The sequence below is a fragment of the Paenibacillus sp. EKM211P genome (genome assembly GCF_011066175.1).
GTDB lineage: Bacteria > Bacillota > Bacilli > Paenibacillales > Paenibacillaceae > Paenibacillus > Paenibacillus polymyxa.
The window spans coordinates 480,373-503,971 of sequence record NZ_JAAMNS010000001.1 but is presented as its reverse complement, the minus strand read 5'-3'; the positions used below and the strand labels follow the sequence as shown (position 1 = coordinate 503,971).

At 48.5% G+C, this 23,599-nt stretch carries 24 protein-coding genes and 1 riboswitch; of the genes, 5 read left to right on the top strand and 19 right to left on the bottom strand.

Annotated elements, in window-relative coordinates:
- Positions 1 to 145: 145 nt before the first annotated feature.
- The 18 genes from G9G57_RS02355 to G9G57_RS02270 form a co-directional block, all read right to left on the bottom strand.
- On the bottom strand, positions 146 to 1,411 hold the full coding sequence (locus G9G57_RS02355; RefSeq protein WP_164964422.1) for an ABC transporter substrate-binding protein: 1,266 nt from the start codon (positions 1,409 to 1,411) through the stop codon (positions 146 to 148).
- Between the two features lie 15 nt (positions 1,412 to 1,426).
- Positions 1,427 to 2,263: a carbohydrate ABC transporter permease gene (locus tag G9G57_RS02350; RefSeq protein ID WP_019688820.1), complete on the bottom strand. Its 837-nt coding sequence runs from the start codon at positions 2,261 to 2,263 to the stop codon at positions 1,427 to 1,429.
- A complete protein-coding gene (locus tag G9G57_RS02345; protein ID WP_373456493.1) occupies positions 2,263 to 3,171 on the bottom strand; it encodes a carbohydrate ABC transporter permease in 909 nt (302 codons plus the stop codon). Before G9G57_RS02345 ends, G9G57_RS02350 begins: the two co-directional genes overlap by 1 nt.
- 151 nt (positions 3,172 to 3,322) lie before the next feature.
- A complete protein-coding gene (locus G9G57_RS02340; protein ID WP_016822876.1) occupies positions 3,323 to 4,573 on the bottom strand; it encodes a serine hydroxymethyltransferase in 1,251 nt (416 codons plus the stop codon).
- 121 nt (positions 4,574 to 4,694) lie between these two features.
- Positions 4,695 to 5,282 carry a TIGR01440 family protein gene (locus G9G57_RS02335; protein WP_164964421.1) on the bottom strand — a complete coding sequence of 196 codons (588 nt, stop codon included), beginning with the start codon at positions 5,280 to 5,282 and terminating at the stop codon, positions 4,695 to 4,697.
- Positions 5,283 to 5,489: 207 nt separating this feature from the next.
- Positions 5,490 to 5,571: riboswitch (ZMP/ZTP riboswitch) on the bottom strand.
- A 78-nt stretch (positions 5,572 to 5,649) separates the two neighbouring features.
- Positions 5,650 to 6,234 (bottom strand): low molecular weight protein arginine phosphatase, encoded by a 585-nt coding sequence (locus G9G57_RS02330; RefSeq protein WP_019688822.1) that lies wholly within the window; start codon positions 6,232 to 6,234, stop codon positions 5,650 to 5,652.
- Positions 6,235 to 6,319: 85 nt separating this feature from the next.
- Complete coding sequence (locus G9G57_RS02325; protein WP_016822873.1) at positions 6,320 to 6,880, bottom strand: manganese efflux pump MntP; 561 nt, start codon at positions 6,878 to 6,880, stop codon at positions 6,320 to 6,322.
- A gap of 143 nt (positions 6,881 to 7,023) precedes the next feature.
- Positions 7,024 to 8,307, bottom strand: coding sequence for an L-threonylcarbamoyladenylate synthase (locus G9G57_RS02320; protein ID WP_164964420.1), 1,284 nt, complete (start codon positions 8,305 to 8,307; stop codon positions 7,024 to 7,026).
- A 181-nt stretch (positions 8,308 to 8,488) separates the two neighbouring features.
- Positions 8,489 to 9,181 carry a stage II sporulation protein R gene (gene spoIIR, locus G9G57_RS02315; protein ID WP_017427142.1) on the bottom strand — a complete coding sequence of 231 codons (693 nt, stop codon included), beginning with the start codon at positions 9,179 to 9,181 and terminating at the stop codon, positions 8,489 to 8,491.
- 215 nt (positions 9,182 to 9,396) lie between these two features.
- Positions 9,397 to 10,590, bottom strand: a complete 1,194-nt coding sequence (locus G9G57_RS02310) for an FtsW/RodA/SpoVE family cell cycle protein (protein ID WP_013373452.1) — start codon at positions 10,588 to 10,590, stop codon at positions 9,397 to 9,399.
- Between the two features lie 75 nt (positions 10,591 to 10,665).
- Entirely contained in the window at positions 10,666 to 11,565 is a 900-nt protein-coding gene (gene prmC / locus G9G57_RS02305) for a peptide chain release factor N(5)-glutamine methyltransferase (protein WP_126666421.1), read from the bottom strand.
- 3 nt (positions 11,566 to 11,568) lie between these two features.
- Positions 11,569 to 12,636, bottom strand: a complete 1,068-nt coding sequence (gene prfA / locus G9G57_RS02300) for a peptide chain release factor 1 (RefSeq protein ID WP_013373454.1) — start codon at positions 12,634 to 12,636, stop codon at positions 11,569 to 11,571.
- Between the two features lie 334 nt (positions 12,637 to 12,970).
- Positions 12,971 to 14,071, bottom strand: coding sequence for a redox-regulated ATPase YchF (gene ychF, locus G9G57_RS02295; protein WP_016822869.1), 1,101 nt, complete (start codon positions 14,069 to 14,071; stop codon positions 12,971 to 12,973).
- A 146-nt stretch (positions 14,072 to 14,217) separates the two neighbouring features.
- Complete coding sequence (locus tag G9G57_RS02290; protein WP_017427144.1) at positions 14,218 to 14,709, bottom strand: GNAT family N-acetyltransferase; 492 nt, start codon at positions 14,707 to 14,709, stop codon at positions 14,218 to 14,220.
- Entirely contained in the window at positions 14,706 to 15,806 is a 1,101-nt protein-coding gene (gene fni, locus G9G57_RS02285; protein ID WP_017427145.1) for a type 2 isopentenyl-diphosphate Delta-isomerase, read from the bottom strand. Before fni ends, G9G57_RS02290 begins: the two co-directional genes overlap by 4 nt.
- A gap of 314 nt (positions 15,807 to 16,120) precedes the next feature.
- Positions 16,121 to 16,612, bottom strand: a complete 492-nt coding sequence (locus G9G57_RS02280; protein WP_016822866.1) for a DMT family transporter — start codon at positions 16,610 to 16,612, stop codon at positions 16,121 to 16,123.
- 57 nt (positions 16,613 to 16,669) lie between these two features.
- A complete protein-coding gene (locus tag G9G57_RS02275) occupies positions 16,670 to 17,374 on the bottom strand; it encodes a Crp/Fnr family transcriptional regulator (RefSeq protein WP_016822865.1) in 705 nt (234 codons plus the stop codon).
- A gap of 58 nt (positions 17,375 to 17,432) precedes the next feature.
- Positions 17,433 to 17,858 carry a DMT family transporter gene (locus G9G57_RS02270; protein WP_016822864.1) on the bottom strand — a complete coding sequence of 142 codons (426 nt, stop codon included), beginning with the start codon at positions 17,856 to 17,858 and terminating at the stop codon, positions 17,433 to 17,435.
- A 233-nt stretch (positions 17,859 to 18,091) separates the two neighbouring features.
- On the opposite strand from G9G57_RS02270, the gene G9G57_RS02265 reads away from it, so the two are divergent.
- Positions 18,092 to 19,588, top strand: coding sequence for a phospholipase D family protein (locus G9G57_RS02265; RefSeq protein WP_017427146.1), 1,497 nt, complete (start codon positions 18,092 to 18,094; stop codon positions 19,586 to 19,588).
- Positions 19,589 to 19,630: 42 nt separating this feature from the next.
- Here the strand turns inward: G9G57_RS02265 and cls are convergent, their stop codons facing one another.
- Entirely contained in the window at positions 19,631 to 21,142 is a 1,512-nt protein-coding gene (gene cls, locus G9G57_RS02260) for a cardiolipin synthase (protein ID WP_017427147.1), read from the bottom strand.
- A 196-nt stretch (positions 21,143 to 21,338) separates the two neighbouring features.
- Here cls and G9G57_RS02255 point away from each other — a divergent pair, with 196 nt between their 5' ends.
- The 4 genes from G9G57_RS02255 to G9G57_RS02240 are packed head-to-tail and all read left to right on the top strand — an operon-like array spanning position 21,339 to position 23,580.
- Entirely contained in the window at positions 21,339 to 21,932 is a 594-nt protein-coding gene (locus tag G9G57_RS02255) for a TetR/AcrR family transcriptional regulator (RefSeq protein ID WP_017427148.1), read from the top strand.
- Positions 21,933 to 21,977: 45 nt separating this feature from the next.
- Positions 21,978 to 22,319 (top strand): DMT family transporter, encoded by a 342-nt coding sequence (locus G9G57_RS02250; RefSeq protein WP_017427149.1) that lies wholly within the window; start codon positions 21,978 to 21,980, stop codon positions 22,317 to 22,319.
- Positions 22,319 to 22,633 carry a DMT family transporter gene (locus tag G9G57_RS02245; protein WP_016822860.1) on the top strand — a complete coding sequence of 105 codons (315 nt, stop codon included), beginning with the start codon at positions 22,319 to 22,321 and terminating at the stop codon, positions 22,631 to 22,633. The genes G9G57_RS02250 and G9G57_RS02245 overlap by 1 nt, the downstream gene beginning before the upstream one ends.
- 14 nt (positions 22,634 to 22,647) lie before the next feature.
- Positions 22,648 to 23,580, top strand: coding sequence for a 1-phosphofructokinase family hexose kinase (locus tag G9G57_RS02240; RefSeq protein WP_017427150.1), 933 nt, complete (start codon positions 22,648 to 22,650; stop codon positions 23,578 to 23,580).
- Positions 23,581 to 23,599: the final 19 nt, after the last annotated feature.

Below are 23,599 nucleotides of genomic sequence, written 5' to 3'. Positions count from 1 at the left end.
AAATACTTGGCAAGGCCCATTTACGTGTGACTTTTGTCATATGAAATCATACTAAAAAGGCTCTGACGGTCCTTGACCGTCAAAGCCTACCAGTTCTAAACTTCCTGCCTGAGATATAGCCTCTGCTATCCCACGCATATATTCTTTATCTATACTTCAGATTGTCCCACGCTCCCTGAAATTGCTGAAGCATTTCGTCCTTCGTAATAACGCCTGCGATATAGGCTTGCATACTACTGCTTAAATCCTGATTTAGCCCCTTTGGAAAGCGTTGGAAGTTCCAGCTCCATATCTTGCCTTCCTTCACGTGCCGTGATATTTCCGCACCCAAATCACCTGTGGTCTCGTCACTGGACATGATACTTTTGAAGGCAGGAACGAACTTAAACTCCTTGGTAATATAATGCTTACCTGTTTCTGATGTGACCAGCCAGTTGAGAAATTCCTTTGCCTCCTGCTTCACAGGCGAGTTTTTGTTGACAACCCAGTTCGAGGCCACTCCCACAGCCAGTTTGTCTCCAGTGGAAGAATTATTGTCTATAGGCGTAGGAAGAATACCCAAATTCAAGTTAGGATTAATTCCATCTATTTGCGGCTGCGTCCAGTTCCCCTGGTGCATCATAGCGGCCTTACCTGTTGAAAACAGTGTCACTTGTGTATTGTAGTCCGTCGTGAGCGGATTGGGGTTTCCATATTTTAAAGTCAGGTCAAGCAACTTCACCCACTGATGGAACACGGGGTTACCAGGAATGCGAGCAGTTCCTTGGTTTAAATCCGCAACGTAACTCTCCGGGTTCGGCTGTCTGGCAAAGGGGATATTGATAAAATGGTTTCCCAGAACCCACCATTCTGCATAGCCGTTAGCAAAAGGGATAATCCCTGCTGCTTTCAGTCGCTTGGCTGCTTCCTCCAATTCATCTAACGTCTGAGGCAATTTGGTTATACCCGCTTTTTTGAACAAATCCTTATTATAAACAAAACCAAATCCCTCCAGGTTCATAGGCTGTCCATAAATCTTACCGTTAACCGTCATCGGCTTACGGGCGAAATCGTCCAGGTCCTTCACCCATGGCTGATCCGACAAATCCTCCAGATACTCAAACCACGTATCGCGATCCTGGTAACCCTCATTCGTGAAAATGTCCGGCTGGTCGCCTGAGGCGAATTTAGCCTTCAACGAAGCACCGTAGTCCGTACCCCCACCGACAGATTGAATATCCAGCTTGATACCAGGGTGCGTTCTTTCATACTCAGCCTTCAGTTTGTTCAACGGTTCCGAAATCTCCACTTTGAATTGATAAATGTGTATCGTTTTGGTCCCACTCTGTTGAGCCTTTGTATTACCACAACCTGCAAGCATACACGTAAGCAGCAACATCAGGGAGATGACAAGCAGCACTGTCTTTTTCATCCGATAACCCTCCCATCAGCCTTTAACCGCTCCGGCCGCAATGCCAGAAACGATGTATTTTTGCATCACCAGAAAAAACACAACGATTGGCGTGATTCCGAGCACCAGTGCGGGCAACGCCAAGTCCCATTGCTTGGTATATTGACCAAACAGCATATAGGTCGCAATCGGAATCGTACGCAGCTCAGGATCATTCAAAATGAGCGAAGGCAGCAGATAATCATTCCAGATCCATAACGTATTCAAAATAAGTACGGTCACGAACATAGGGAGCAACAGTGGACAAACGATGCGAAAGAACACCCCGTAGCGAGAGGAACCATCTACTCTCGCCGCTTGCTCAACCTCAATAGGCACCGTTTTAATAAAACCATGAAACAGAAAAACTGATAAAGGCGCTCCAAAACCCAGATAGCACAAAATCAGTCCTGGTATGCTGTTGTTCAGGCTCAATACGTTGGACACTTCCATAAGCGGCAACATAATCGATTGAAAAGGTACGACCATCGCAGCCACAAGCAGCCCGAACAGGAACCGATTAAAAAGAGTATCATGCCGAACCATTTGGTAGGCGGCCATCGAGCTGATCAGCAGCAAAAGCGCATTGCTGACGATGGTGACGATCAGTGAATTCCCCAGTGCTGTGGGAAAGTTTATTTTATTCCAGGCGTTAGCATAGTTTTCAAAACGGAAGGTTGTCGGCCACGAAGCGGAATAAGCCAAAATGTCTCCAAAAGATTTAACCGAGTTCACGAGCAAAAAATAGAACGGAATTAGAAAGATCAACCCAATCACAATAAGCAATATTTCAGCTACCCATGTGCTTAAACGATAGTTCGATGTTTTTTCCATTACATTTCGACCTCCTTTTTCTTCGTGAGGCGCACCTGAATGCTGGTAATGATCGCAACGACCACGAAGAAAATCATAGCCTTAGCAGTTCCCAATCCAAGTCGATTATTTGTAAACGCTTCATTATATATGTCCAACGCTACAGACTCTGTCGCCTTGAATGGTCCACCCTTTGTCAAAGCCAAATTCAGCTCAAATACTTTAAAGGACCAGGATATCGCCAGGAACAAGCAGACGGTCACTGCTGGCATAATAAGCGGCACCACGATATGACGCAAAACCTGTCTTCGGCTCGCACCATCAATTTGGGCTGATTCAATAAGAGCATGCGGGACATTATTTAGAGAGGATATGTAAATAACCATGAGATAACCTGCGTATTGCCAAACAAACACAATGACAGTTCCCCAAAATGCAGTCGGCCCATCACCTAACCACGGCAGTTTGAAAAAAGAAAGCCCTGTGGCCTCTCCCACCGCCGAAAAGCCGCGTACAAATATAAATTGCCAGATGAAGCCGAGCAGCAAGCCGCCGATCATATTAGGCATAAAAAATACAGTTCGCAGTGCATTGCGGGTACGCAACGGCTTTGTAAGCGCATAGGCCAGGAAAAAGCCCACCAGGTTAGTTAGAATGACACCACATACGGTAAAGCGGACCGTAAACCAAAATGCATTACGGAAGTCCGGATCATCTTTAAAAATATGAATGTAATTCCCTAGTCCGAGCCATCGGACATGTTCAGATACGCCATCCCAGTTCGTCATGGAATAATACAGCCCCAACAGGAACGGAATGACCATAATTAAGACGAAAAACAACGCCATCGGTCCTACAAATATGAGCTGCTGCAATAATTGCGCGGATTTTCTTTGGCTCAATGCAATCACTCCTTTGTCGTAGATCATGAAGGAAAATGCGCATAAATCCTTACTTTAATCGCTTATTACCCAAAAACGTAAGTTTCGAGTCGTCTGGAATCAAAAAAAGGCTGTTCTCCCTTCGCTAACGAAAGGAAAACAGCCTTATCATATAAAGATTAAAAGGAATGGCGATGAATTAGTATTGTGTTCCTGGATAGATCGGGAACTTGTCTGTCAACTCGCCCACCGATTGGCTTGCTTTGGACAATACAGTATCATCTTTTGGATTTTTAAGAGTATCAGCAATAATTTTACCAATTTTAACCATAGCTTCTTCATCCATACCACGAGAAGTTGCAGCAGGTGTACCAATACGGATGCCGCTGGTAACGAACGGACTCGTTGGGTCGAAAGGAATGGCATTTTTGTTGACCGTGATACCCACGGAATCCAATACATGCTCCGCTTCTTTACCTGTAATATTCAAATTGCGGGTATCCAACAGCATCAGGTGATTATCCGTACCGCCGGATACAATGTTGATTCCCTCTGCCAGCAGTGTTTCAGCCAGCACCTGTGCGTTGCGAACTACGTTTTGCGCATAGGTTTTGAATGATGGCTGGAGCGCTTCACCCAAAGCAACTGCTTTGGACGCGATCACGTGCATCAGTGGTCCTCCTTGAGTACCAGGGAAGATAGCTTTATCAATCGCTTGCGCCCACGCTTTGCGAGTCAGAATTAGCCCCCCACGCGGACCACGCAGCGTTTTGTGCGTCGTTGTTGTCACAAATTGAGCATGAGGAACCGGACTAGGATGAATCCCTGCTGCCACGAGACCTGCGATATGTGCCATATCCACCATGAATAAAGCACCTACATCATTAGCAATGGAAGCAAAGGCTTCAAAATCGATAGTACGCGGATATGCACTTGCACCAGCTACGATCAGACGAGGGCGGTGCTTAAAGGCTGCTTTGCGCACTTCATCGTAGTCGATGCGGAAGTTGTCTTCACGTACACCGTAAGCAGCAAAGTTATACAACAAACCAGAGGCATTAACCGGGCTTCCGTGTGTTAAGTGGCCGCCATGCGCCAGATTCATACCCAGTACAGTATCTCCAGGTTGAAGAGCTGCCAGATATACCGCCATGTTAGCCTGCGCTCCAGAGTGAGGCTGCACGTTCGCATGCTCGGCGCCAAATAGTTCTTTCGCACGGTCACGTGCAATATCTTCGACGATATCTACATGCTCACAGCCACCATAGTAGCGTTTGTTCGGATAACCTTCAGCATATTTATTGGTAAGCACGGAGCCCATGGCTTCCATTACTGCTTCACTGACGATATTCTCAGATGCGATCAGCTCGATATTGTGGCGTTGCCGTTTCAGTTCAAGCCCCATTGCTTCCATCACTGCCGGGTCACTTTTACGCAGATGTTCCATCATGATTGATTACTCCCTCTCCATGGTCAAATTGTTGGGTATACAAGCAAATGCCTGCTCCTCTGTTGGGTACCTCATCATCAATGCAAAAAAGGTCAGTACAAACATGCCGTCATGCCAAATGCTAATCGCAGTTTCCACCGGCTTCTTGTTCCAGACTGTACACTGCCCGTTGTCCGCCAATAAGTGGAGGACGAGTGAACGCAACCGTCACACGTGCTTCACCAATCCAGCGAAGGCTTGGGCGAAACGGAACGGCAATCGGGCGCAAATGCATGCCAATCAGCGTTTCGCCGATGTCTATCCCGGCATGAGCCTGCACATTCGCCGCCAGACACGCATCGTCCATAGAGCGATAGGCAACGGTAGCCATAGAGCCCCCTGCTGTACGAACAGGAACAGCCGCAACCTCCATCAGGCCTAATCGCTCCAGTAGAGAACGTTCAACGACCAGTGCTCGGTTCAAGTGCTCACAGCATTGAAACGCCACATCAAAGCCATACTCTCTGCGAACGGATTCTACTCCAGACAACACTTGCTGAGCCACATCCAGCGCTCCTGCTGTGCCGATCCGACTTCCAGCCACTTCACTCGTGCTTGCGCCAATAACCAGCAGGCGACCAGCTTTAAGACTGGCCACTTCTGCAATTTCCCGCACGACAGAAGCGGTCTGTGCTTCGAGTGAAATCTCATGATCCAATTGTTCTACCATTGGAACCTCCTTTGGTTGAACAGCCTCTCAGAGACTAGGCATGGTCCCATGCCCCAAGTTCAACACACTCTCTCCTGATCACAATCTGACTATATTATAGCCGATGTTTCAGATTTCGAGCAGAAAAAATGGAAGAACAAGAAGGCAACAGAAGATCTGCTGTAGCTCGTATACGAAAAAAGAGCAGTCCACACCTATGTGGAATTGCTCTTTTGCCCAGGCGACCGGCCGTATATCCGATGCTCCATCGTGGTTAATCCCACTTTTGTCGCCAGTTACATCGGATTCTCATTTTTCCACCTTATCTTAACGGATTAACTTTCGAAAATCAACAGATTCCGTACAAAATAGAGGAATGGTACCGACTTTATTCGGAAGATCCCTTTAGCTTGTCCAGCAACTTATGCAAAGCTACACGGATTTCCGCAGCTGTGACATCGTAGTCCTCCCGCGAACCGCCAAACGGATCTGAGATATCGAAGCCCGGAATCCGTTGATGTAATTCAATCATTCGCTCACGTTCCTGCGCTGATAGCTCTTGTCCAAGTGAAGCCATCAACTGCTGTGATGCATACAAACCATCTAACTCCTGTACGTCATTCAGCACTGCGTCCCGGTCCTCCACATATTCCTTCAGCGTAAATACTTTGCCCGCCGTTTGTGGAAACCGTTGAATGACATGCTGTTTATGTCCTTGCGTCAAGGTTAAGATCAGATGTGCCCACTCGGCAAGCCCGTCGCTTAAAGGGGTTGAAGTGATCTGATCGGATATATCGTGATCACGTAGAACCGCCTCTGCATGCCGGGATATCGACGCCCCGTCCATCGCAGCTACTCCAGCGGAACGCACTTCCAGTTCCAGTCCATGCTCAGCAGCCAACTTACGCAGCATCCCCTCAGCCATTGGACTGCGACAGGTGTTCCCTGTGCATACAAATAAGATATTCTTCAACGTCTTCACCCCCCGTATGTTGAAAAAATATATAAACAGAGGATTACTCAAATCCTGTATTTATTTTACACTGTCTACGTTAAAATCAAAACATAAACATAAAGCCAAATGCCAGCAAAACGGCACCGCCCACCGCCTCTCCATAATCCCCCAGATTGCGGCTGACCTTGCGCCCCAGTAACAGCCCCAGCATCGCCATCGCTCCCCCGCAAAAACCAAAGGCCAGAACAGTCAGCACCAGGTCACTCTGGAACATCCCCAGGGACACTCCCACAGAAAATGAGTCAATGCTCACCCCAAGTGCAAATAGCAAAAGACCCAAAGGCGACCGATGATCCAATACGTGTACGCCGTCTCCCTTGAAGGAATTGTACACCATATGCCCGCCCAAAAGGATGAGTAATCCCCCTGCGAAATAGGTCGTCACATGGCCTAATAAAGAACTCATATAATGGCCTGTGAACATTCCCAGCAACGGCATCAGGATGTGAAAAAAACCAATCACAATGCTGATGCGCAGCACGTCTCGCAGGCGTATCCCCTTCATACCGATCCCTACGCCCAGCGACAGCGCATCCATCCCTAGCGCTACCGCCATGATCAGAATCGTTACAACCTGCCCAGCATCGGCAGAGGCTGCCAGCATACTCCATCCCTCCATTATCCGTCTGTTCTTGTACACGTTATGCGGACAAGGGGTAAATCAGTACAAGCAGGTACTGAAAATACCCAAAACAGAGACGAGGAGAGAGGAGGAATTAAAATAAGAGACTCCATTCTTTACAGAAGCTACAATCGGATAATTCGATGACCTGCCGCTTTAAGCAGTCGATTCATGACGGCGTCTCCCAATCCCTTCGGCGGGCAGGCTTCCGCCAAAATGTAGGTGACGCCGTCTTCATCGCAGCGTCGGAGCACGCCATATAGACGCTGCGCTGCCTCATGAAGCGCGTCCAGCTTGCCCAGCGTGTAGACCCGTTCTCCGGCGTAGCCGGCGGCATGGTCGTCGAACGCGAGCACCGCCGTGCGCTCCCCGCGCGCGGCAGCCTCCGCCAGCGCGTCGCGAATCCAGCCCGTAACTTCAACAGGCGACGGGCCTTGTACCACGCTCAAGCGGCCTCGCGGCGCGTAGTGCGTATACTTCATGCCCGGCGAGCGTGGCGCCAGGCTGTCGACATCCTGCCCCGGTGTGGCAGCCAACGCCGGGTCCAATACGACGGCGCGAGCAACCGCAGCGAGCTGTTCAGCCGTCACGCCGCCAGGGCGCAGAATGGTGACGGTTCCGTCGTCACCCACTTGCACTACCGTGGACTCCAGTCCCACCCCCGTGGGACCTCCGTCCAAAATACCGCCGATGCGACCCTTCAGGTCCTCCAGCACATGCTGTGCTAGAGTCGGACTGGGTCTTCCCGAGCGGTTGGCGCTTGGTGCAGCCAGCGGACAACCGGCTTCCGTGATCAAGCGCAGCGCGATCGGATGATCCGGCATGCGCACACCGACCGTGTCCAAGCCTGCTGTCACACGCGATGACAGTGCCTGCGGCACTACCGGCAATACGAGGGTCAGCGGTCCTGGCCAAAATGCATTCATCAGCGCTCGGGCTGTATCGTTAATTTCCGCTACCATACCTTTTAATTGAGCAGCATCGGAAATATGTACAATGAGCGGGTTATCGGAAGGACGACCTTTGGCAGCAAATACCGCCTCCACCGCTTTAGTGCTGCGTGCATCGGCCCCCAGTCCGTACACGGTTTCCGTAGGGAAGGCTACCGTCTCTCCAGCCTGGAGAAGTACGGCGGCCTCGCGTATGCCCTTTTCCGCTGCGATCAGAGCCTGTCCAGCTGAAAGTTCGTCAGAACCATCCCCGTCAGTGTTGTTCACAGAACCAACAGAATCCACTTTTTCCACCTCAAAAGACGAGGTAGCAGATACAGTCGTGCTCTCTATAGGAACCAGACATCTTACATCCCACCAGTGTGTATGAGAAGACTGTGGCGCCTGCTCCTGCCCTACGCTCTCTTTTTTCACAAAACCTACGTGCATGTCATGCATTTGATTCACTTTATCACTCATATCAGATCATCCCATATCTTATTGTCATACAGGCCATTTCATGGCCCTGATCCCCAAAAAACCTACTTTAACAAATCAGTTCGAATTGGCTCTGTCCTCTGTATATCTATCGTAAGTTCCATTATAACATATGGGGAAACTTACACTCGTTGTTCTCTTTTCCATAGCACTGACGAAACATTTAGGCAAACAAGCCACTCACCCAGTTCAACAGACCCGTAAGGGCATCCCACAGGAAAAAACGTACTTCCGGCTCCTTGTCAGCGGCGTTCGTTCGATTGTCTTCATGACTTGTTTTTGCCGATACAGTTTGTGCTGCTGCTTCACCGCTGCCTGCATCAATAAAGCACAACGGCGGGAACAGCACACACCACCAATTTTGTCCTTTCCCTTGCCCCAGTGTAACCCGAAGTGCTTCATAATTCCCTGCTGGGTACACAAGGCCACCGTACATTTTCGTCGGAAAAGGTACACTTGCCAGCTCCACCTGATGATCATACGCTATACCGCGAAGAGCCAGTTCTTCACCTACCAAGCGATCAATTTCAGGTAAATGTGCATCAATCAACACTCTGGCTTGACTTAGGCTTTGTGGATTGTCCAGCTCACCCACCCACGCATTCATCTGCTGCACGATGGCATCCCGTATTTCGCGCTTAACCAACTGATCCTCTGGACGATCTGAATTAGCTAAAATTCGCAGTCGAATGGAATCGTGCGGAATTACCTTCAACCCTGTGGTGGTTACTCCAGACGCTAAAGTTCCTCTTGCTCCCGTGGTCATCGCAGCATCTGTTTTTTGACCTTCCCAAGACATCATTAATATTGAAATACAAAAGAGTATCATTGCAGCTTGCTTTATCCAACTTCTCATCTTCGTCCCCCCAAACCCAAACTCTATCATGTCTATCAGTCTGTCCGGTTTGGGAGAGTCTAAACCTATGAATCTCGTAAAATAATTCAAGCTATTGCAAGCTAGATCGTCACCTAGGAATATAAAAAAGCCCAGATTTCACAATCTGGACTCTTTTGTTGCACCGTTTCAACTCGTACAAATAACTATCAATATTAAGCCACAACCCACCTGTACTAGGCTTTTTTCGCCTTCGTCAAGCTTACTCTGGAAGGCTGCGGCAGGTCATCCTCTAGCTCCTGACCATGCACCTTAATGCTCATAACTAAGCCAATACTAGCCATGTTAATAAGCAACGAGGTACCGCCATAGCTTATGAACGGGAGCGTAATCCCCGTAAGTGGCATAATGCCCAGAAACGCACCAATGTTCTCAAAAATCTGATATAGCAACATGGACACAATCCCGACAATAATATATGGTCCAGCTCGATCCCGGCATTCCAGCGAAATCAGGATCATTCGATGAATCAAAATAAAATATAGCAATAGCAGAATGGATGAGCCTACAAACCCAAACTCCTCTGCTACAACTACAAAAATAGAATCCGCATAGGTATAGGGAACACGTCCGGACTGTACCGAGGTTCCTTGCAAAAAGCCCTTGCCCATCATCCCGCCAGAAGCTATGGCCAGTTTGGCATTTTTCGTATGATAAGATGCCTTCGCAGTCGCTTCTTCTGGTACCAGCCAAGGGTCTAAACGCTCTACCCAGTGACTACGTCCAATGCCTTTCATAAAGGAATCAATCTCATCATGAAACGAAATATACGCTTTGATCCCGCCACCAACGGCGACTGCAAATACGATAAATCCGATTAGCGCATGGGATGCCTTCACATTACCAATCCATAGCATACCAATGACGATGACAATGTAACCGAGCGCATTACCCAAGTCATTTTGTGCCATGACCATGGCAAATGGGACAAAGCTCACCAGAGCAACTGGAAGGACATCCTGAATAAAATACAGCTTGCTCTTGCGCTTTTTAATCAGCATATACGCCAAAAAAATGATAAGAACCAGCTTGAATACCTCAGCAGGCTGGAGATTTAAGCCACCAATTTTCAAAAAGCCTTGAGAGTTATTAACCGTCCCGCCAAAAAAGCCGAGAATCAGCAGAAATATCCCGCCTCCGTATACATACAAGGCTTTTTTAATGAATATCCGAAAATCAACTATCGCTAAACCCAAGATCGCTACAAAGCCCAATATATAATACCCGATCATCTTCTGGTAATCGTTGCCGTGCTCTGCCAAGTTCGTAGGACCCCTACCAGCACTGTATACCGTTATGATACTAATCGCCATGAGCAAAACCAGAATAAAAATAACCGGACCATCAATTTTTTTCAATTTCTGAAGCATGATTTCCCCCTGAGCCGTTTCTCGGTCATACTCCTCTTATTCTAAAGGAAAGACTCGCAAAAAGAAAATGCAGCATTACTCCGAGACGCCTAGGACATGTCGCTCGATCCCCGCAAGGTCAGGAATGATTAGAATGTTCTTCCAATGACCTGCCTGTTCCAGCAGGCCAGCCACGTCTCTGGCCTGTCCCATCCCCAGCTCAAACCCGATTAGCCGGGGTGGGGCCTGAAGGAGCCCCAGCTGCTCCAGCATTGCCCGATACGGGCCAAGCCCGTCAGGACCGCCATCCAGCGCCATTCGCGGCTCATGGTCGCGCACCTCTGGCTGCAAGCCAGCGATGTCAGCAGCCGGGATATATGGCGGGTTGGACACGAGGATGTCCACCGCTGTTCCCGCAAACGGCACCAGTAGATCGCCCTCGCGGAATTCTACGGTTGCGCCGTTTGCGGCGGCGTTCTGGGACGCCCTTTCGAGCGCAGCAGCAGAAATATCCCCCGCTGCTACGTGCCAGCGCGGCCGCTCAGCTGCCAGCGTCACGGCAATCGCGCCGCTACCCGTGCCGATATCGAGCGCATGCGGAGCACTGCTCGGCCACAACCGGTCGCCGTGCTGGAGTATCGCCTCGACGAGCAGCTCTGTCTCGGGGCGCGGAATCAGCACCGACGGTGAAACCGCGAACGGGCGGCCATAAAATTCCTGCCGTCCGATAATATACTGCGCCGGTTCACCCGCAGCTTTGCGGGCGATGAACCGTTCCCACGTCTCCTTAACGGAGGAAGGGAACGGATCGCCCAGAGCGGCGTAAAACCTCGTACCTTCCAGCCCAAGCACATGTTCCAGCAGCAAGCGGGCATTATGCTGCGGCTCCAACACGCCGCAACTTCCTAAAAAAGAAGAAGCCTCAACTAAGGCTTCTCTGACACTCATGTTCCGTTCCGGCGGCATCCGATACACACAATCGCGTTCGTTCCCCAAAACTTAAACCTCTTGTTCCATCAAATCAGCCTGCTCTGCAATCGTGAGCGCTGATACGATTTCTTCGATCTCTCCGTTCATCACCTGGTCCAGCTTGTGCATGGTTAAACCAATGCGATGATCCGTTACACGGCTTTGCGGGAAGTTGTAAGTACGTATACGCTCACTGCGGTCTCCAGTACCTACTTTGCTCTTACGCTCGCCTGCATATTTGGCTTCCTCTTCCTGGCGCATCATATCCGAAATACGGGCACGCAAAACTTGCAGCGCCTTCTCCTTGTTGGAGTTTTGGGACTTGCCGTCCTGGCAGGTTGCCACAATACCTGTTGGCATATGCGTTACACGCACCGCCGACTTGGTTGTATTAACGGACTGACCGCCCGCACCGCTGGAGCAGAAAGTATCCACGCGGATATCCTTGTCTAAAATTTCGATATCCACTTCCTCTGCCTCAGGCATCACAGACACCGTGGAGGTAGATGTATGAATACGTCCGCCAGATTCTGTTGTCGGAATCCGCTGTACACGGTGTGCGCCACTTTCGAATTTCATTTTGCTGTATGCACCGCGTCCGTTAATCATGAAAATAACCTCTTTAAAGCCTCCAAGGTCATTCATGTTTGCATCCATCAGCTCTACACGCCAGCCTTGGGTATCTGCATAACGCGTGTACATCCGGTACAAGTCCGCTGCAAACAGCGCGGCCTCGTCCCCACCGGCAGCACCACGAATTTCGATAATAACGTTCTTATCATCGTTCGGGTCCTTCGGCAGCAGCAAAATACGAATTTTCTCGTCCAGCTCCCGCTTACGGGCACTCAGCTCTTCAATCTCCATTTTGACCATTTCACGCATCTCGTCGTCCAGCTTTTCTGCCTGCATGGCTTTAGCAGCGTCCAGCTCCTCAACGACAGTTTTATATTCGGTATATGCTTCATAAGCAGGCTGTAAATCAGACTGTTCTTTGGAATAATCTCTAAGTTTTTTGCTATCGTTCGCCACATCCGGATCGCAGAGCAGTTCGCTCAGTTTATCGTAGCGGTCCGCCAATGATTGCAATCGGTCCAACAAGCGATTCACCTCTTCAGTTAAATTAATATGAAACCAGCTTTAAATTCACTGGCTACAGCTCTTTATTATAACAACTATTCGATTAATTAGCTACATAAAATACTTGCTAATTTAGGATTTTGCAAAAATCCGCAAATCAATTGAAGTCGAATAAACAAAATCTCGCTAAAGAGTTGAATAACAAACTCTCAACTAATAAAAGAAATGCGAATCAAATATAAAAAGCCGCCGCCCGGGACAGGCAGCGACTACGTAATTGGTACATGCAGGCAACATATATCATTACTTAATATGTTTGTATATAAACTCTGTTTGCTATACGCCGAGATGCATCCTAAACATTAAAACGGAAATGCATAACGTCTCCGTCCTGCACCACATATTCCTTGCCTTCCAAACGAAGCTGACCACGTTCTTTGGCCCCGTTCATAGATCCAGCAGCGACCAAGTCATCGTAGGATACAACCTCAGCGCGAATAAATCCGCGTTCAAAATCCGAGTGGATTACGCCCGCAGCGCCAGGTGCTTTTGTTCCTTTGTGAATAGTCCATGCGCGTACTTCCTGCACACCTGCTGTGAAATACGTATACAGTCCCAGCAAGCGGTAAGCTGCTTTGATTAGACGGTTCAGACCAGACTCAGCCAGCCCTAGCTCCTCAAGGAACATTGCCTTGTCTTCGCCTTCCAGCTCAGCAATTTCAGCCTCTACTTTGGCACTGATCGGTACCACTTCAGCATTTTCCGCTACTGCAAATTCACGTACCTTTTGCACATATGGATTGCTGTCAGCTTCCGTTACACCATCTTCACTGACATTAGCCGCGTACAATACAGGCTTCATCGTGAGCAAATGAAGGTCGCGTATAATCAGCTTTTCGTCTTCTGACAATTCTACGCTACGTGCAGGTTTATCGGCATACAGCGATTCCTTGATCCGTTCCAGTACTTCAACCTCTTGGGCATACTGCTTGTTGCCGCCCTTCATGTTCTTACGGGAACGATCAATACGCTTGTCTACACTTTCGATATCCGCCAGAATCAATTCCAGATTAATCGTCTGAATATCGCTGATCGGATCAATTTTGCCGTCCACATGAGTAATATTCTCATCTTCAAAGCAGCGTACCACATGAACAATGGCATCTACTTCACGAATATGAGCCAAAAACTTGTTACCCAAACCCTCGCCTTTGCTGGCACCTCGTACAAGTCCTGCAATATCAACAAATTCAAAAGCCGTTGGTACCGTTTTGTTCGGTACTACCAGTTCAGTCAGCTTATCCAGTCGCTCGTCCGGTACTTCAACGACCCCTACATTAGGGTCAATTGTACAAAATGGATAGTTTGCGGATTCAGCCCCCGCCTGCGTTATTGCGTTAAACAGTGTTGATTTGCCCACGTTCGGCAGACCCACGATCCCCGCTTTTAAAGCCATAATCAGAACAACTCCCGTTTATATAAAATATGCGCTATACCCTCTGTTAGTTTACCAACCCACATTATATAGGAGAACCTATACATGCGGCAAGCATACGGCTGTGAATTTAGGATTTTGCTGCATCCCTATTTAGATAGCTTTATTTAAATTTCCTTGCTCATCTGGATATCCGTAACCCGATAACCAGACTTGCGATATACATGTAAAGCCCGCTCATTATGCCCAAATACATGCAGACCGATGCGAACCGCACCCAGCCTCCGAGCTTCTTGTTCCAACGCCTGCATCGTCAACGTACCCAGGCCTCGCCCCTGATATGAATCGTAAACGAGAATATCCAGCAAAAAGGCCTCTTTGCCTTGCGTACCTTCTGTAATGTTGAACCAGATATATCCCGCTTCCTCGGAGCCTTGACCCACACTACCTGAATACTCAAGCATGTACAGGTGAGCATGGGGCGTGTCTAGCCTTTGCGGCAAATATGTTGCAAAGCTCTCCTTTGCCCGTTCTGGTGCCTCTTCCACCGTCCACGTGCCTGCCTGGATTTTCTCTTCCGCGTAATCTGCGAGCGAGCGTTGCTCAAAGCGATCATACTGCTCTGCGTTCATCGGAACCAACTTAATGAATCCGCTCATCCGTTCGCCTTCTTTCTTAGTCTGGTCGTTTCTTTAAGACCTTCGATCCTAGCTACTCCGATGCCAAACATGACTGTACGCAATTCCAGCTCCACTTGCTCCAATCGCGCTTCCAGCGCCTCGCTGGAGGTAACCGCCGAGCCAAGCAAAGAGCGACCGAAGCCTGCCATGTCAGCGCCCAAAGCAAGTGCCTTCGCAGCATCGACACCGTTTTTCAGTCCACCACTACCGATCAGAGCGCCATTAGGCTGGGCTGCTCTAACCTCCACGATACAATCAGCGGTCGAATTGCCCCAATCGGCGAACGCCTCTGCCGCTGCACGGCGCACAGGATCAGGATTGCGAAATTTCTCCACTTGGCTCCAGCTTGTCCCGCCCGCACCAGCGACATCAATAAAAGCAGCGCCTGCATCATATAATCTCGATGCCGTCTCACCATCTATGCCCCAGCCTACTTCCTTCACGCCTACAGGCACCGAAAGACGACGACACAACTCCTCAATGCGCTCAAGCAGCCTGCTAAAATCCAAATTCCCTTCAGGTTGGAATATCTCCTGCAAGCCGTTTAAATGCAGCACCAACATATCCGCTCCGGCAATTTCCACTGCACGTTGGCAATCGTCCACACCAAACCCGTAGTTCAGCTGTACTGCGCCCAGATTGGCAAGGATCGGGATGCTAGGTGCTAGACGGCGAACTGCAAAGGTTGAAGCCAACTCTTCTTTTTCCACCGCAGCTCGTACGGAGCCGACACCGAGCGCCCAGCCACGTCTCTCTGCTGTCTCTGCCAACCGCTCATTAATCGCTCCTGTCTCGGCGCTACCGCCTGTCATCGAACTGATGAGCAGCGGTGTCCGTACAGTGCGCCCCATAAAAGTTGTATCCAGACGCACCTCGTCAAAATGTAGCTCCGGCAAAGCGCAGTGCTTAAAGGCATAACGCTCCAGCCCGCTGGTAATGCCGTGTCCAGCCACATCTTCCTGCAGACAAAGGCGGACATGCTCAATTTTCCGTTCACCTGTCTGCGTGGCAGGCAACAAAGAGCCGGATCTGTCTGAGCCGTCAGGTGATCCATTTTTATTTTCTGTATTACTCATCTATGTTCCACCTCATCCAAAGTCAATCTGTGCATTCCATCAGGTTCGTGAAGCACAAATAAGACCGTTCCCGAACACGGTAACCGATCTATTTATCATCTCATATATCAAATATCCAGGCCCTTAAAGCACTATTTTAAGATATTTTCATTGTATCATGGATGGAAAAATATATACATGACCGTGAACATTTTTCTTTGCCTATGGGATCGAAAAGCAGCACCTGCTTAAGATGCAGCTTCTCTGCAAAATGCAAAATACCCCTCCGAAAGTGGGACCCCAATCAAGCAGGATTAAGGTCATCACAACCTTCTTTAGCTCTTCATCGAATCAGGTATAGTTGTAATATTTTCTTGTGGTTCCTTTGTACGCCCATGTCCAAATTTGAAAACGAGAATACCACCGATAATGACCAATACACCAATCAACTTATTGAAGGTAAACGGAATCTTCTCTAGTCCAAGCCATCCTAATGAATCCCACAACAAGGCTGTACCTAATTGTGCCGTCAATACGATGGAGATCGCATAGGTAGGGCCAAGTCGCTTCATTCCTTGGACCAGACAGAACACAACGCCGACACCAATCATGCCACTGAACCAGTACCACAGCTGCATATGCTGTAAAGCAAATGTATTTTTCCCTTCAAAAATAAGACTTCCGAGCAAGGAAGCCAAGAACCCTGTTCCCAGTACCAATGTCGTTGTGGCCCATGAACCTGTCCGCTCATTCACCTTATTATTGAATATCGTTTGCAGACTGACCAAAGCACCTGCGATAACTGCCAATATAAGCCCTAATAACATATTTAACTCTCCCTTGATAGTCCCTTTATTGTGCTGCACTTATTCAAAGCACTATGATTACAACGATTCATAAATATTATGGCCAGCCAGTTCACTCAAACCTTTTCTGTCCTTAATGACAATATAGCCTTTTGCCCGTTCAACCAATCCCTCTTCGATCAGCTTGCGAATGACACGGTTGAGGTGTCTGTAGCTGGTTCCGATCAAATTCGCCACATCCACCAGACTGGATGCCCGTAGTTCCTCATGAAAGGCAGAATTGGATTCGTCAAAAGAAACAGATAGCAGGTAGCTCGCAAGCCTAACTTCCACCGGATACATCAGGTTGAAATTGGAGAAATCAGAGTCCAGGCAAAACTTCCGCGTGACAATATCCAATAGAAATTGCAGCAAAGGAGCATAATCTCTGCCGTACTTATTCATCCATTGATGATGAACACCAATCACATAGATCGGCGACACTGCCTCTACTGTATTGATGACGTGACTATTACGAATATATTCAACATCTCCTATGACCTCGATCGGGGTTTTGAAGCAAAGGATCAGAGTCTTTCCTTCTGTAGAGCTGGTAAAAATTTTGACCTTGCCCTGCACCAGAATATACAGATGCTCAATGGCGTCCCCCTGCGAACAGAGCTTTTCCCCTTGCTCCAAACGATGCAGCGACAAATAGGGATGTAGTGGCTCGTAGAGTATGGATTCTAACTGATGCAGATGCAAAAAATACTTTAGCTGCTCTTGATCCTGAATTTCTCTCATTGCTTAGCTCACCTTCATTTTCTACGTTCTAAGCTTTTTCTATAAATAAAGTTTTATTTTAGAGTTTTAATATAATGACACCCGCGATCATCATACCAATACCTATAAATTGTGGCAGCTTCATCTTCTGCTTCACTATGCCGAACCATCCTTTGATGTCTACCAGGAAGGTTAAACATAACTGAGCAATCAACAGCGCCGAGATTGTGAACGTAACCCCAATATGTTGAATGGCTGTGACTTCACTAAATATAATGATAGCCGCAAAAGCACCACCCCAAAGATACATCGGCTTTACCTGTTTCATTTCAGACACACGGCCATCCTTTGTAAACATCCAAACTGATGCTGCCAAAATAAAACCTATTAGCTGAGTAACGGTAGCCGCCTGCCATGTCCCGATATCCTGGCTAATCCGTGTATTCGCTACCCCCTGTAACGTAATACAAGCGCCTCCCAGAAAAGCAAACAAGATTCCTCTCATAAATCGTTATTCTCCCCATATAAATGACTTTTGTATCTATTTAAGTATAGGTCAGCCTGCCTATAAAGGACATATGTCCTCAATTAATAAAACGTTCTTCATTTCATTCTGTTCAGCATTCCGCTTCAATCCTGTGGACTTGCGGTAATAATTAGACAGTATCTATATCATAATCTGCATGTTCGGTCACGATAAAATGGAATGCAGCATTCAATGGAGGAGCTGATCGTCGTATGACTAAACAAAATCCGCTGCATTCTGCGCCGGAATCCCAAAGAAAATTCATGTACAAGGGCCGTGCTCTTAAAATCGCCATTTTGGTGCTTATCCTGTGGCTGATTGCCGTTATGCTGTATCAAACCCATAAACCATTGCCTCCGTTCGTCTCTTATGAGAGTCAGGAGTATTCAACGAACGAGGTAAACTTTTGGACGGATTTGACCTACCCTACTGGGGATGGAAGCACTGTACAACATGAAGGGCAAATTTTGAATCGTATGCTCGGAATCATTGATGAAGCCCAGCAATTTATCGTCATTGACCTGTTTCTGTTCAACGATTATAAACATAAAGGGCAGCACTTCCCCGAAGTCAGCGCACAAATGGCCCAGCATCTTATCGCCAAAAAGAAAGCCCATCCTGAGATGCCTATCTTTTTCATTACAGATGAAGTCAATACCAACTATAATTCTGCTCCCAATCCTTTGTTGGAGAATATGAAGGAAGTAGGAATTCAGGTCGTGCAGACCGATGTAGATCCATTGCGGGACTCCACGCCCATCTATTCAGCGGTGTGGCGTACCTTTTTCCAGTGGTTCGGGCAGCAAGGCACAGGCTGGATTCCCAATCTGATGGCCAGTGACGGACCTGACGTTACGGCTCGCTCCTATTTAAAGCTGTTAAACGTCAAAGCCAATCACCGAAAATTGGTTACCAACGAGCAAACTGCTCTCATTTCTACAGGTAATGTTCACGATGCAAGTGCCTATCATTCCAATGTTGCCCTAGAAGTGAAGGGACCGATCATCGGAGATATTTTACAAACAGAGCAGGCGGTATTGGACTTCTCGGGCGGAGGGCAACTTCCTGTCTACACACCTCAAGCAGAGCCCCTAGTCCCATCAGGTAAGGACAGCTACCGGATCAAATATCTCACTGAAGGCAAAGTGTATGCCTCCGTTCTGAATGGCATTAAGCAGACGAAGCAAGGTGACAGCATTCATATGGGCATGTTTTATTTGGCTGATCGCAAAATATTGAATAGCCTGCTGGATGCCTCGGCACGCGGCGTAAACATCCAATTGCTGCTGGACCCCAATGAAAACGCGTTCGGTCAGGAAAAAATAGGCATCCCTAATCGTCCGGTTGCCCAAGAGTTGTCCGATAAATCGGATGGAAACATTCAAATTCGTTGGTATCATACTACCCATGAGCAATTCCATACGAAGCTGATTTATATTGCCAAGGCACAAGGAGAGCATTTGATTTGGGGTGGCTCTACCAATTTGACCCCCCGTAATTTGGATGATTTGAATCTGGAGAATGAACTGTGGGTGGCCGCTCCGGCGGACAGCAAGCTGACCCGACAGGTGGCGGCCTATTTTGATAAGCTGTGGAATAACCGGGGAGCTGAATACAGCCTGGAGCTGGCGGCCTACGAGGATCATTCAACATTTTGGAAAGATATTGTATACCGTCTCCAGGATATTTTGGGCTTTACTACATTTTGACTCTAAGATCTGCTTCCATATCCACAGCTCATCGTTTGTACATTACAGCAGTGGTGAAAGCAGCCGAGCGAGCGATTCCATCAAACGTTTGAACAGACGCTTTTTCATGAATTCCTCACGTACGATCAAGCTGGCATTGTGCAAATCTCGCTCATAGTCGTTCACCATCTGCTGCACACTGTGTGTTTGAATCAACAGAGCGTTCACTTCAAAATTCAAATGGAAGCTGCGCATATCCATATTGGCTGTCCCAATAGTCGCAACTTCCCCGTCAATAATGAGAAGCTTGGAGTGAAGGAACCCTTTTTCATATTCATATACCTTGACTCCCACCTCTAGCAACGATTGGAAGTACGAATGGGATGCGAGAAAAGGCAGCCATTTATCCGGTTTCGCGGGGAACAGAATACGCACATCCAACCCGGATAGAGCAGCCATCCGCAAAGCAGTCAGGATATCTTCATCCGGGATAAAATAAGGAGTGGCAATCCAGACGGATTTTCGAGCGGATGTAATCATGGAGAAAAACAGATTTTTAAGCACTCTCCGCTCGTTATCTGGACCGCTGGCAATAATCTGTACGCCGCCGTCCGTGATCGGTTCAATATCGGGAGACAGATATTCGCTATCCAGCACCGATTCGCCCGTCATATGAAGCCAATCCTGTAAAAATATAAGTTGCAGCGTCCGCACAGCTTCGCCTTTCACAATCATATGTGTGTCACGCCAAAAGCCGTAGGCTTTATTGCGGCTGAGATACTCATCTCCCACATTTAGGCCACCGATTAATCCAATATTACCGTCGATAACTACAATTTTACGGTGATTACGGTAGTTTACCCGGCTGGAGAAGAACAAAATCCGAGCGCCGCCGTATGCAACAACCTCGACTCCTGCATCTTTCATTTCCTTCAAAAATGCCTTCGATAACTGAATACTACCGACCGCATCGTACATAAACCGAACCTTAACACCCGCTTTAGCCTTTTCAATCAAAATTTTCTGAATGCTGGTACCGATATCATCCGAGCGGAAAATGTAATATTCCATATGGATATGATGCTGCGCCTTGCGCAGTTCTTCGAGCAGCGTGGAGAAGGTTTCATCTCCATTATTCAGAATCTGGGTTTCTGTCGCAAAATAAATCGGGGAGCGGGCCAATCTCCGGGCCAGGCGCATTAACTGCTGCTGCTCATCTGTAAAGCAGGTCAGATCTCGTTTGACCCGCAAAGCATCCTTTTCGATACGCTCATACGCCTGTTGGTCACGCAATGCCTTTTTGTCATACTTACGGCGCTTGAATACATTTTGCCCAAATAAAAAATAAAGAGGAAGTCCAACGACTGGCAACAACGCCAGCAGCAAAATCCATGACATGGTGGTGGAAGGATTACGATTCTCCGTGAAAATAATCAGACTTATGGAAATAACCGTCAAGGTAGAGAAAATACTGATGACAGTTCCTTCATTTTTACCGATGTAATTAAACAAGCCAAAATAATAAATAATAAACACCATAGCCGCGATCAATACGGCCAGTAAGCTTCGCCTCATAACTAACCTCACTTCCAATGGACTGCATTTGAACAGGTATTCCTCATTATATTGTACATGAGCCCCTTATTTCTTCCCACTTTTTTATTTAAATGTTGAATAAAAAAATCCAGAGTACATAATGAAATGTCGATGGGTTGACACTTACTTTTTTTCATGTGAAAATAAACTAACGAACGTTAGGTAGGTGATGATAATGGGAATGGAAGAGATTCGAAAGGCCGCTCTTTTCCAATTTGCCGCCAATGGGTATGAGGGAGCATCCTTGAGCAGTATTGCCGCCGAGGTTGGAATCCGAAAACCGTCTATATATGCGCATTTTCAGGGTAAGGAGGATTTGTTTTTGCAGGTGGCAAGTTACGCGTTTCAAGAGCAGAATTTACGTATTTTTGAATACTTTACGGAACGCAAAGAACAGTCGCTGGAGCATACACTGCATAATTTCTTGTTCTGGATGGAACAGGAATATGAGGGCAACAACTCAGCCAAGTTTATGCTTCGTTTTTCCTTTTTTCCGCCTGTATCTTTATATAACGAGGTACTGAATATTGTGAATCCTTTCCTGGAACAAATGGAGCGAAAATTAACTCGTCGCCTCCGAAATGTACGGGATCGGGAACCCTTTGGACATATGAAGCCAGCGGATGTGGCCTTAGCCTACATGACGCTGGTGGATGGAATCATGGTAGAGCTGCTGTACAGCGGAAGCACCAACTACCACCGAAGGCTGAACGCTGCATGGCCTATTTTTTGGCGTGGGATTACGTTAACTTCATCTCATGAAGGGTGAAGCAGTCGTAATTGAAAATTATACTGAATTGAGGAGAAATTCATCATGAATCGCAGTTGGATTTACGTTTTTGTTGGAGGCCTGATTGAGGTCGTATGGGTATCAGGCTTGAAGCATGCAGATTCTGAACTCACCTGGGCTGTAACTGTGCTGGCTGTGGTGGCCAGCTTTTATTTAATCATGAAGGCTGCAAAGCGTCTGCCTGTAGGCACGGTGTATGCTGTATTTACCGGACTGGGGACAGGGGGAACCGTCGTAGGCGAAATGCTGCTTTTCGGGGAACCGTTTCAATGGTCCAAAACGCTGCTAATCGCCCTTTTGCTAGCAGGTGTGATCGGCTTGAAGTTAGTTACCGATCGTGATGCTCAGGAAGGGAGTGGTGCATAATGGCTTGGATTGCATTGGTTATCGCGGGCTGCTCGGAAGTGCTTGGAGTCATCGGCATGAAGGGAGTTACGGTCGGTAAAGGGTGGAAGGCTTTAGCACTTATGATTTTATCCTTTATTCTTAGCTTCTCTCTGCTCAGCTTCGCCATGAAAAGTTTGCCGATGGGAACTTCTTATGCCGTATGGACAGGCATTGGAACCGTCGGCAGTACGATTACAGGCATGTTCTTGTATGGTGAGCAAAAAAGCGTACTGCGTGTTTTATTCATCGCCATGATTCTTGCCGCAGCATTGGGCTTAAAGCTGATTTCTTAAAGGAGTGATGCCTTGTGATTACCACCGTAACGCTTAACGCAGCAGTGGATAAAATCTACACGGTTGCAGGCTTTGGACTGAATGCCGTCCACCGCATTGAAGGGGGCTTAACGGTACCAGGCGGCAAGGGCGTGAATGCCGCTCGTGTCATTCGCACGCTAGGTCAGCCTGTACGGGCGACCGGGTTTGTAGCTGGACATACCGGACGGCTGCTCATCGACGGGTTGAGCGCGGAGGGCGTAAGCGCCGATTTCATCGAAACGGCATACGGGGAAACCCGTCTCGCCATAACCGTGCTCGACCCGGCTGCCCGCACGCAGACCGAGCTGATTGAGAGCGGCCCGACCGTTGGGCCGCTTGAACTAGCCGCACTGCGGCGCAAAATCGCGACCCTTGCCGAGGATTCGGCTTGGGTCGTTCTCTCCGGCAGCCTGCCACCCGGCTGCCCGTCCGATCTGTATGCCGAGCTGTGCACGCTGGCAAAGGAACGCGGCGCGCGCGTGGCGCTGGACGCGAGCGGCGAAGCGCTGCGCTTGGGGCTGCGCGGGAAGCCCGACCTCGTAAAGCCTAACGAGGAAGAGGCCGCCCGCTTCGCGGGGATCGACGCCACGCGCCCAGATGCCGCTGAAGCGGCGGCATCACAGCTGCTGGAAGCCGGAGCTCAGTTGGCAGTCATCTCGCTCGGCGCACGCGGGGCGCTAGCGGTAACGCGCGATGCACGCTACCGCGTAAGCCTGCCGGACGCGGACATTGTCAGCGCGCTCGGCAGCGGTGACGCCATGGTCGCCGGGCTGGTTAGCGGCGCGGTGGCGGGGCTGGAGCTCCCTGCCATGCTACGACAGGGAGCGGCCTGCGGCACGGCGGCAGCTCTGCACGCCATGGCCGGCAAGATCGAGCTTCAGGACGTGGAACGTCTGAAGCAAGGAATTACGGTGACGCTGGTGTAATTCAGCGTCACTTTTTTTT